Below are 10,730 nucleotides of genomic sequence, written 5' to 3'. Positions count from 1 at the left end.
TTGCACTAACGGTCCAATTACCCTGCGAGGCGATCGATGGCGTCCTACCGCACCGTTGTCGTCGGCACCGACGGCTCCCCCTCCTCCTTCCGCGCGGTCACCTCCGCCGCCTCCCTGGCCGCCGCGACCGGCGCCACCCTGGTCCTGGCCTGCGCCTACGCCCCCATGCGCGAGCGTGAGCGCAGCGCGGCCGCCGACGCCCTGGGCGAGCTGTCCTACAAAGTGAGCGGCTCCACGCCCGCCGACGACGCCCTGCGCGCCGCCCGGGAGCACGCGGTGGCCGCCGGCGCCCGGACGGTCGAGCTGGCCGCCGAGGAGGGCGACGCGGTGGACGTTCTCGTCTCCCTCGCCGAGCGGCGCGGGGCCGATCTGCTCGTCGTCGGCAACCGGGGGCTCAACAGCCTCGCCGGGCGGCTGCTGGGCTCGGTGCCCTCCAGCGTCTCGCAGCGGGCGGGCTGTGACGTGCTGATCGTTCACACCACTTCCGGAAGGTGACGTAAAGGCCTCCTCAGCGCATAGGCTTAGCCGGATAGTAAGGCGAGCCCAGAAGGAGGCGGCGCGTGATCGAACTCGAAGGTCTACCCGAGCTCGTCGACCCGGTGCTGATCGCCGCGTTCGAGGGGTGGAACGACGCGGGCGAGGCCTCGAGCGGAGTCATCGCCCACCTGGAGGACGAGTGGAAGGCCACCCCGCTGGTCTCCCTCGACCCCGAGGAATACTACGACTTCCAGGTCACCCGTCCCATCGTCGAGATGGGTGAGGGGCTGACCCGCTCCATCACCTGGCCGACCACCAAGCTGTCGGTGGCCCGGCCGCCGGGGCTGGACCGCGACGTGGTGCTGCTGCGCGGCATCGAGCCCAACATGCGGTGGCGCGCCTTCTGCGAAGAGATCATCGTGGTCTGCCGCGAGCTGGGGGTGGAGCTGGCGGTGCTGCTCGGCGCGCTCCTCAACGACTCCCCCCACACCCGCCCGGTGCCGATCGTGGGCTCGGCGACCGACGAGGGCCTGGCCCGGGCGATCAACCTGGAGCTGAGCCGTTACGAGGGGCCGACCGGCATCGTCGGCGTCCTCCAGCACGCCCTGGGCACCGCCGGGATCCACGCGGTGTCGCTGTGGGCGTCGGTGCCGCACTACGTCGCCCAGCCGCCCAACCCCAAGGCCACCCTGGCGCTGCTCAGCCGGATGGAGGACCTCCTCGACATCCCGATGCCGCTGGGCGCCCTGGCCGAGGAGTCACGGGCCTGGGAGCACGGCGTGGACGAGTTGGCGTCACAGGACAGCGAGGTCGCCGAATACGTCAAGGAGCTGGAGGAGCGCAAGGACGCCGCCGAGCTGCCGGAGGCGAGCGGCGACGCCATCGCCGCGGAGTTCGAGCGCTACCTGCGCCGCCGTGACCGTGACGGCGACAGCTGAAACACACAGCACACAGTTATCTCTGTTCGCTCCCTTTTCCAGCGGTTCCCGGCAATAATCGGTCCCCACCCGGTCCGCCCGGGTCGCACCGAGTTGGAAGACCGGCCGGCAACAATTGCACACCCAGGAGAAACACGGCTCTGTAAACATCGGTGATCCGCGCCATCACCATGACGCACATTGTCCATGTGACTGCGCACGTTAGGGCAACCATGGCGACTCCACAGCTCGACCCTTACCAGAAAGCTCAGGAGACGCGACGCCGCGTTCTTGAGATGGCCGTATTCATGAAACGCGAGGAGGGCGAGAGCTCCGCCCCATACGCATACCTGCGGGGCAGCCAGCCCGGACATGCGGTCGACATGTTCCTCGCCCTGCTCCAGGACCGGCTCCCGGTCTGGCTCCGCATCCTCGACGACCTGATGCACCTGGTCGGCAAGGGACGGGTCAGCGACAACCTGCTGCCCATCGCCCGCGCCGGCATCGACTACTACGCCGAGGTCCAGGCGGCGGCACTGCCCGCCTTCAGCTCCCCCTCGGTCACCGTCCGCTTCCGCGAGGCGCTGCGCGACACCGAGATCGGCCCGATGTCGGAGGTCGTCCCGCTGACCGAGTATCTGGCGGCCGAGCAGCGGGCGGGCCGGGTCTCGCCCGAGGTCGACCCCATCGCCAGCGCCCGGCTGCTGCTGGCCGGATGCCTGCGCCACGCCTACTACGAGATGCTCGTCGGCGCCGACAGCCTGCCCTCGCGGGACACCAGCGCCGAGGAGATCGTCCGCGAGCTGCGGCTGGACCTCCAGCGGACCTGATCGTACCGGGCCCAGATCAGCGCGGCCAGGTCGGCGTCCACCCCCAGCGGGGCGCTGACCAGGTCAGCGCCGGAGGACTCCAGGCGGTCCTGGAAGAAGCCGGGGGCCATCAGGTAGGAGGCCACCGCGATCCGGGGCGCCGGGCCGGAGCGCAGGCGTCGCAGCGCCTCCCTGACGGAGGGGGCGCCCGTCGCGGCGAAGGCCGCCGTGACCGGGCGCGACAGCCGTACCGCGAGCAGCCGGGCCGCGGCCCGCACGTCGGCCAGCGCGGCCGGGTCGGAGGAGCCCGCCGCGCCCAGCACGACCGAGTCGGTGGGCCGCAGCCCGCCGCCCGCCAGCCTCCTGGCCAGGACGGCGGCCAGCAGCGGGTCCGGCCCGAGCGGGGCCGCCACCAGCGCGTCGGGCCTGGCCTCGGCGACCACCGAGGGCAGGTCGATGTGGACGTGATAGCCGCCCGCCAGCAGCAGCGGGACCACGACCACCGGGCCCGGCAGGCCGGGGAGCGTCTCGGCCAGCAGGGGTGGGCTGATCTCCAGGAAGGCCGTTTCGACCCGGCTGCCCGGGCGGGCCCGCCGTACGAGGTCCCGCAGCCCGGCGATCGTCTCCTCCCCCCGCGCGCTGCGGGTCCCGTGCCCGGCGAGGACCAGCGTCGTCACGTCCCCTCCCGGCCGGTCCGGGGGCGGCCGGGCGGTGCGGCGCGCCCTCTCACACGGCCCCGTCGCGGTCGCAGGCCAGCCGGTAGCCGCGCTTGACGACCGTCTCGACGATGCCGGAGGGGCCGAGGGCGCGGCGCAGGCGGGTGACGGCCATCTCGACGGCGTGCTCCGCCGAGTCGCGCGCCGGGCCGCCGGGGAGCACGGTGCGCAGCTCGGCGCGGGCCACCACGTGGCCCGGCTTCTCGGCCAGGCGCTTGAGCACCGCCATCGGGGCGGGCGGCAGCGGCTTGAGCTCGCCGTCCACGGCGACGGCGTGGCCGCGGATCTCCAGCGGGTGGCCGCCGGCGACCAGGCGGGTGACGCTGTGCTCGGGCAGGTGCCGGGCGAGCGTCCTGGCCAGCGCGCCGAGCCGGGCACGCTCGGGCTGCAGGGCGGGCACCTCGCGCGCCAGCAGCGGTCCGGCCGTGACCGGGCCCACGCAGGCCGCGACGACCGGCCCGGCGAAGGCCGCGAGCAGGGCCTCCTCCAGACCGTCGGCACGGGCCGCGCCGAGCATGGCCAGCACCGCCGGGGCGCTGGTGAAGGCCACCGCGTCCACCCCGCCGGAGATCGCCTGGCTGATCAGGCGGCGCAGCGGCGAGGTGTCGCGGTAGGGCAGCCACCGGTAGACCGGGACCTCGATGACCTCGGCCCCCGCCTCCCGCAGCGCGGCCACGAACCCGGTCAGCGGCTCCCCGTGCAGCTGCACGGCGATGCGGCGGCCCCGCAGGTCCTGGGCGAGGAGATACTGCTTGACCTCCTCGCACGACTCGGTGGGCGGCGTCCAGTGGTCGTTCAGCCCGGCGGCCCGGACCGCGCCGCGCGCCTTGGGCCCGCGGGTCAGCAGCCGGGCGGCGGTCAGCCGCGCCACCAGCTCCCCCGACAGCCCCCAGCCCTCGGCCGCGGCCATCCAGCCCCGGAACCCGACCCCGGTGGTGACCACCACGTCGTCGATCGGGCCCGCCAGGCCGGCCCGGGTCGCGGCCAGCAGGTCGGCGTCCTCGGCCAGCGGCACCAGCCGGATCGCCGGGGCGCGCACCACTCTGGCGCCCCGCCGCTCCAGCAGCGCGCAGAACTCCTCACCGCGCCGGGTCGCGGTGACCCCGATCGTGAATCCGGCCAGCGCGTCGGGCGCGGTCTCCGGAGACCCCCCGAGGTCGTCCGCAAGGGCGATGCTCATCTGTCGTCCACCACTCCTCGTCCGGCACGCGGGCGGCCCGTCCCCCGCCGGCCGCTCCGCTCGCCGCGCCGGACCGCCGGCGCGCTCGTCTGTCGCCCGCCCCGTCGGGCTGTCTGCGGGGTCACCTCACGCTCACCTCCACCGTGCCGTCGGCGACGCGGACGGGATAGGTCTGTACGGCCGCCGCCGGATCGTCCAGGCACACACCGGTGACCAGGGAGAACACCTGCTTGTGCATGGGCGAGGCGACGCTGGGCTCACCCGCCCGGGTGCCGACGATCCCCCGGGAGAGGACCTGGGCGCCGCTGAAGGGGTCCCGGTTGCCGATGGCGAACAGCTCGCCGTCGAAGGTCCGGAACAGCGCGATCTGATGGCCGCCGACGAGCGCGCAGGCACCGCGCTCGGGCAGCAGGTCGGTGTAGGCGCAGACCGGGATCCAGCCGGTCTGCGTCACGGTCTCGCTCAGGACGGTCATGGTGGAGAGCTCCCTCCCATTCGGGTTCCGTCGGTGGGTCCGGGCGTCGGGTCTCGTCGGCGGGTCCGGGCGCCGGGCCGGGACGGGGCGGGGCGGACCCCGGCCCCGGGCGCGGACGGGGTGTCAGGAACCGACCACCTCCAGCGGGATGAGGACGGGCTTGATCTGGTCCCGCTCGGCCGTGAAGGCGATCGACGGGTCCGGGGTCCCCGGCGCGTTGACGAAGGAGACGAAGCGCCGCAGCTTGTCGGGGTCCTCGATGGCGTCCCGCCACTCGTCGGCGTAGGCGGCCACGTGCCGGGCCATCTGGGCGTCCAGGTCGGCGCAGATCCCGAGCGAGTCCTCCAGGACCACCTGCTTGACGTAGTCCAGGCCCTGGCCCTCCAGCCAGGCCGAGGTGCGCTGCAGGCGGTCGGCGGTGCGGACGTAGAACATCAGGAACCGGTCGATGGTCCGGATCAGCTCCTCGGTGCTCAGGTCCGCCGCGAACAGGTCGGCGTGCCGTGGGGTGAACCCGCCGTTGCCGCCCACGTAGAGGTTCCAGCCCTGCTCGGTGGCGATGACGCCGAAGTCCTTGCCCCGGGCCTCGGCGCACTCGCGGGCGCAGCCGGAGACGGCCGACTTCAGCTTGTGCGGCGAGCGCAGGCCCCGGTAGCGCAGCTCCAGGACGATGGCCATGCCGACGGCGTCCTGCACGCCGTAGCGGCACCAGGTGGAGCCCACACAGGACTTCACCGTGCGCAGCGCCTTGCCGTAGGCGTGGCCGGACTCGAAGCCGGCGTCCACCAGCCGCTTCCAGATCAGCGGGAGCTGCTCCACCCGCGCCCCGAACAGGTCGATCCGCTGCCCTCCGGTGATCTTGGTGTAGAGGCCGAAGTCGCGGGCCACCTCGCCGATCACGATCAGCTTCTCGGGAGTGATCTCCCCGCCGGGGATGCGCGGCACCACCGAGTAGGTGCCGTTGCGCTGGATGTTGGCCAGGAAGTGGTCGTTGGTGTCCTGCAGGGCGGCCTGCTCGCCGTCCAGGATGTGCCCGTTGCCGAGGGATGCCAGGATCGAGGCGACGACGGGCTTGCACACGTCGCAGCCGCGCCCGGTGCCGTGCTCGGCGATGAGCTGGGAGAACGTCGTGATGCCGCGCACCCGGACGATGTCGAACAGCTCGGCCCTGCTGTGCGTGAAGTGCTCGCACAGTGCCTTGGAGAGCTCGACGCCGGACTTGACCAGGATCTGCTTGAGCATCGGGACGCAGCTGCCGCAGGTGGTACCGGCGCGGGTGCAGTCCTTGATCCCGGCCACGTCGGTCAGGCCCTTGTCCGCGATGGCCGCGCACACCTGGCCCTTGGTGACGTTGTTGCAGGAGCAGACCTGCGCGTCGTCGGGAAGGTCCATGCTCGCCGGGCCGCCGGTGAACAGCAGTTCGCTGGGCGCGCCCGGCAGGTCCCGGCCGACGAAGGGCTTGAGGGTGTTGTACGGCGTGGCGTCGCCGACGCAGATGCCGCCGAGCAGGGTGCGGGCGTCGTCGCTGACGAACAGCTTCTGGTAGACCCCGCCCACCGGGTCCATGAAGGTCACGTCGAGGGCGCCGCCCATGGCGCCGAACTGGGCGACCTCCACGCCGAGCAGCTTGAGCTTGGTGGACAGGTCCGCGCGGGCGAAGGCCGCCCCGCCGCCGAGGACCCGGTCCGCGGCGACCTCGGCCATCGTGAAGCACGGCCCGACCAGCCCGTAGACCACGCCCTCGTGCAGGGCGCACTCCCCCACCGCGTAGATCGCCGGATCGCTGGTGCGCATCCCGTCGTCCACGACGATCCCACCGCGCTCGCCGACCTCCAACCCGGCCTGCCTGGCCAGCTCGTCGCGCGGCCGGACGCCCGCCGAGAAGACCACGATCTGCGCGTCGATCGTCTCCCCGTCCGGCTTGACCAGGCCCGCGACCCGCCCGTCCGGCCCGGCGACGATCTCCTTGGCCCCGGCCTCGGTGTGCACGCTCAGGCCGAGGGACTCGATGTGGCCCCGCAGGACGGAGCCGCCGCCCTCGTCCACCTGCCGGGGCATGAGCCAGCCGCCCATCTCCACGACATGGGTCGACAGGCCCAGCCCGCGCAGCGCGTCGGCGGCCTCCAGCCCCAGCAGGCCGCCGCCGATGACGACGCCGCTGCCGGCGTGCGCCGCGGCCTCCCTGATCGCGTCCAGGTCGTCGATCGTCCGGTAGACGAAACAGCCCGGAAGCTCCCTGCCGGGCACCGGCGGCACGAACGGGCTGGACCCGGTGGCCAGCACCAGCACGTCGTACGGCTCCACGTGACCGTCGGCGGTGGTCACCTTCCGGCCGGCCCTGTCGATCCCGGTGACCCGGGAGGCCAGCCGCAGCACGACGCCCTCCGGGACCGGGTAGGTGAGGTCCTCGGCGCTCTTGCCGGTGAGATAGGAGGTCAGCGCGACCCGGTCGTAGGCGGGCCGGGGCTCCTCCCCCAGAACGGTGATCCGGCCCTCGAACCCCTTGGCGACCAGCGCCTCGACCAGCCGGCTGGACGTCGGCCCATGTCCCACCACCACAACTCGCCGCTCCGTCATACCGAGATGCCCTCCTGCTCGCACAGCCAGCCGACGATGCCCTCGACCGCGTCGCGGCAGCCGCCGCAGCCGGTCGTGGCACGCGTGGCGGCGGCCACCGCCGCCACGTCCCGGGCGCCGGACTCCCAGCAGGCCCGGATCTGTCCCTTGGTCACGTTGTTGCACCGGCAGACCTTCGCCGCGTCCGGCATCCTGACCGGGCTCTCGGCGACCGTGCTGCCGGACAGGCCGGGGAACAGCAGCCCGGCCGGGTCCGCGGGGACCGGGGAGCCCCGGTCGAAGAGCTGGGTGAGGGTGCCCACCGCGGCCGTCTCGCCGAGGAGGATCGCGCCGACCAGACGGCCGTCGCGGATGACGAGCTTGCGGTAGGTGCCCCGCGCCCGGTGGCTGAAGCGCACCACCTCGGCTTCGTCCTCGGTCAACTGGGTCTCGCCCATCGCCGCCAGCTCCACGCTCCTGGCCTTCAACCGGGTCACCAGCCGCGATCCCCGGTACCGGGAGGTCTTGTCCGCCCCGGTGACCAGGTCGGCGACCACGGCTGCCTGCTCCCAGGCGGGAGCCACCAGGCCGTAGACCATGCCGTCGTGCTCGGCGCACTCACCGATCGCGAAGATCGACGGGTCGTCGGTCCGCATCTCGTCGTCGACGACGATCCCGCGCCGCACCTCCAGCCCCGCGTCCCCGGCCAGCCCCGTCACCGGCCGGACCCCGCAGGCCAGCACCACCAGATCCGCCTCGACCCTCTCGCCCGCGGCGAGCCGTACGCCGTCGTCGAGGATCTCCTCCACGACCACGCCGGTCCGCACCTCCACGCCCAGCTCCGCGAGGGTCTCCCCCAGCAGCAGTCCCGCCTCGGCGTCGAGCTGCCGGTCCATCAGGTGCCCGGCCAGGTGGAGCAGCGTGACCGGCAGCCCGCGCCCGGCCAGGCCGCGGGCTGCCTCGATGCCGAGCAGGCCGCCGCCGACCACCACGGCGCGCTGTGCCGTGCCGGCCGCGGCGAGGATCGCCTGGCAGTCGTCCATCGTCCGGAACGCCATCGCCCGGGCCGCTCCGGGCACCGGCGGCACCACGGCGTCGCTGCCGGTCGCCAGCACCAGCACGTCGTACGGCTCGCGCCTGCCGTCCGCGGTGAGCACGGCCTGAGTGTCCCGGTCGACCGCGGTCACCTCGACGCCGAGCAGGGCCGTCACCGAATGGTCGCCGTACCAGGCCGGGTCCAGCAGCCGCACCTGGTCCGGCAGCATCGTCCCGGCCACCACGTTCGACAGCAGCACCCGGTTGTAGGGCTGCCACGTCTCGGCGCCGAACACGGTCACCCTGACGTCCTTGTCCCGGGCGCGGACCTCGCTGACGAGGCGGGCCCCCGCCATCCCGTTCCCCACGATCACCAACCGGGTCATCCGACACGCTCCAGCCTCACGGCGCAGACCTTGAACTCCGGCATTCCCGACACCGGGTCGAGCGCGGGATTGGTGAGCAGATTGGCCCCGGTCCAGTGGAAGGGCATGAACACGCTGTCCGGCCGGATCGCCGGGTTGACCCGGGCCACGCCCTCTGCCGTGCCCCGGCGGCCGACGACCCGCAGCCGCTCGCCCGGCGCCACCTCCAGACGCTCGGCGAGATCGGGGTGGAGCTCCACGAAGACCTCCGGGACCACCGCGTTCAGGGCGGGGATCCGCCGGGTCTGGGCGCCGCTCTGGTAGTGCGCGAGCACCCGGCCGGTCGTCAGGTAGAGGGGGTATTCGCGGTCGATGTCCTCTTCGGGCGGGCGGTGCTCGACGGGCACGAACCTGGCGCGGCCGTCGGGGGTGGCGAAACGGTCCAGGAAGGGCCGGGGGGTGCCGGGGTGGTCCTCGGCCGGGCAGGGCCAGAACACGCCGGTCTCGGCGGCGATCCGCTCGTAGGTGATGCCCGCGTAGTCGGCGACGCCCCCGGCGGAGGCCCGCCGCAGTTCGTCGAAGACCTCGCGAGGGTCGGTCGGGAACCCCTGCGCGCCGCGCAGCCGTACGGCCAGGCCCCGGAGGATCTCCAGGTCGCTGCGGACTCCCTCGGGCGGGTCGGTGGCCTGGCGGCGCAGCAGCACCCGGCCTTCGAGGTTGGTCATCGTGCCGCTCTCCTCGGCCCACTGGGTCGTGGGCAGCACGACGTCGGCCAGCGCGGCCGTCTCCGACATGACGAGGTCGGAGACCACGAGCAGGTCCAGCGAGCGCAGCCGCCCGGCGATGTGCCCGGCCCGGGGGGCGGAGACCACCGGGTTGGAGCCGAACAGCAGCAGCGCCCGCGGGCCGCCGTCGGTCCCGAGCGCGTCGAGCAGCTCGTAGGCGGAGCGGCCCGGCCCGGGCAGGTCCTCGGGCTCGATCCCCCACACGGCGGCCACGTGGGCGCGTGCGGCGGGATCGTCGATCTTGCGGTATCCCGGGAGCTGGTCGGCCTTCTGGCCGTGCTCGCGGCCGCCCTGCCCGTTGCCCTGCCCGGTGACGCAGCCGTAGCCGGACCCCGCACGGCCCGGCAGCCCGAGGGCGAGCGCGAGGTTGATGAACGCGCTCACCGTGTCGGTGCCCTTGGCGTGCTGCTCGGCGCCGCGGCCGGTGAGGATCACCGCGCGGCCGGCGGCGGCGAGGATCTCCGCGGCCAGGCGCATCCGGGCGACCGGGACACCGGTGATCCGCTCCACCCGCTCGGGCCACCAGGCGGCGACCGAGGTGCGGACCGCGTCGAACCCGCCGGTGCGGCCGGCCACGTAGTCCTCGTCCACGTGCCCCTCGGCGATCACGATGTGCAGCAGGCCCAGGGCGAGCGCCAGATCGGTGCCGGGGGTCGGCTGGAGGTGGAGGTCGGCCTGCCGCACGGTCGCGGTGGCCCTGGGGTCGATGACGATCAGCCGGCCGCCCCGGTCGCGCATCGCCTGCAGGTGGCGGACGAACGGCGGCATGGTCTCGGCCACGTTGCCGCCCGCGATCAGGATCGCGTCGGCCCCGGCGAGGTCGGTGATCGGGAAGGGCAGGCCGCGGTCCATGCCGAAGGCCCGGTTGGCGGCGGCGGCGGCCGAGGACATGCAGAACCGGCCGTTGTAGTCGATCTGGCTGGTCCGCAGCACCATCCGGGCGAACTTGCCGAGCTGGTAGGCCTTCTCGTTGGTGAGCCCGCCCCCTCCGAACACGGCCACACCGTTGGGGCCGTGCTCTCCCTGGACGGCGCGGATCCGGGCGGCGACGAAGTCGAGCGCCTCGTCCCAGCCGACCGGCTCGCCGTACAGGAGCGGGGTGGTGAGCCGCTCGCCGCTGGTCAGCAGCTCACCGGCGGTCCAGCCCTTCTGGCACAGGCCGCCCGCGTTGGCGGGGATGTCCTCCCTCGGAGTGATCGTGACAGTCTCTCCGGCGGCCACGTTCATGCCGCACTGCAGGGCGCAGTAGGGGCAGTGGGTCGCCGCCCCCGCCTTCACAGGCGGCTGGGTGGGAAGTGAGATCGGCACATGTCCGATGGTGCTTTCGAGCGGTTTCACCGCTGGGTCCCCTCTGTTACCGGTGTGCTACAAGCCGCTAACGACGTTCACATTCGCGACGAGCCGGATGTGAGCCG

Annotated in this window: 9 protein-coding genes; 3 read left to right on the top strand and 6 right to left on the bottom strand. The window is 73.4% G+C overall.

Features of this window, described 5'->3' with window-relative positions; all coding sequences use genetic code 11:
• The first annotated feature begins 36 nt into the window (after nt 1-36).
• The 3 genes from J2S55_RS33460 to J2S55_RS33450 all read left to right on the top strand — a co-directional run bounded on the left by J2S55_RS33460 (nt 37) and on the right by J2S55_RS33450 (nt 2,224).
• Nucleotides 37-495, top strand: coding sequence for a universal stress protein (locus J2S55_RS33460; protein WP_306869047.1), 459 nt, complete (start codon nt 37-39; stop codon nt 493-495).
• A 65-nt stretch (nt 496-560) separates the two neighbouring features.
• Nucleotides 561-1,415, top strand: a complete 855-nt coding sequence (locus tag J2S55_RS33455; RefSeq protein ID WP_306869044.1) for a PAC2 family protein — start codon at nt 561-563, stop codon at nt 1,413-1,415.
• Between the two features lie 287 nt (nt 1,416-1,702).
• A complete protein-coding gene (locus J2S55_RS33450) occupies nt 1,703-2,224 on the top strand; it encodes a hypothetical protein (RefSeq protein ID WP_306869040.1) in 522 nt (173 codons plus the stop codon).
• Here J2S55_RS33450 and J2S55_RS33445 read toward each other — a convergent pair.
• From J2S55_RS33445 to J2S55_RS33420, 6 genes are all read right to left on the bottom strand, one after another.
• Nucleotides 2,128-2,880, bottom strand: coding sequence for a sirohydrochlorin chelatase (locus J2S55_RS33445; RefSeq protein WP_306869037.1), 753 nt, complete (start codon nt 2,878-2,880; stop codon nt 2,128-2,130). The genes J2S55_RS33450 and J2S55_RS33445 overlap by 97 nt on opposite strands.
• Before the next feature lie 49 nt (nt 2,881-2,929).
• Complete coding sequence (locus J2S55_RS33440) at nt 2,930-4,099, bottom strand: uroporphyrinogen-III synthase (protein ID WP_306869035.1); 1,170 nt, start codon at nt 4,097-4,099, stop codon at nt 2,930-2,932.
• Nucleotides 4,100-4,220: 121 nt separating this feature from the next.
• Nucleotides 4,221-4,574: a nitrite reductase small subunit NirD gene (gene nirD / locus J2S55_RS33435; protein WP_306869032.1), complete on the bottom strand. Its 354-nt coding sequence runs from the start codon at nt 4,572-4,574 to the stop codon at nt 4,221-4,223.
• A 123-nt stretch (nt 4,575-4,697) separates the two neighbouring features.
• Nucleotides 4,698-7,151 (bottom strand): nitrite reductase large subunit NirB, encoded by a 2,454-nt coding sequence (nirB, locus tag J2S55_RS33430; protein WP_306869030.1) that lies wholly within the window; start codon nt 7,149-7,151, stop codon nt 4,698-4,700.
• The gene (locus tag J2S55_RS33425) at nt 7,148-8,551 is read right to left on the bottom strand and encodes an FAD-dependent oxidoreductase (RefSeq protein WP_306869027.1); all 1,404 of its coding nucleotides are present in this window, start codon (nt 8,549-8,551) and stop codon (nt 7,148-7,150) included. Before J2S55_RS33425 ends, nirB begins: the two co-directional genes overlap by 4 nt.
• A complete protein-coding gene (locus J2S55_RS33420; RefSeq protein ID WP_370879722.1) occupies nt 8,548-10,623 on the bottom strand; it encodes a molybdopterin oxidoreductase family protein in 2,076 nt (691 codons plus the stop codon). The genes J2S55_RS33425 and J2S55_RS33420 overlap by 4 nt, the downstream gene beginning before the upstream one ends.
• Nucleotides 10,624-10,730: the final 107 nt, after the last annotated feature.

This window comes from Streptosporangium brasiliense (assembly GCF_030811595.1).
Classification (GTDB): Bacteria; Actinomycetota; Actinomycetes; order Streptosporangiales; family Streptosporangiaceae; genus Streptosporangium; species Streptosporangium brasiliense.
Note: the sequence above shows the minus strand (reverse complement) of the source record. Positions and strands in the feature narration are given on the sequence as shown.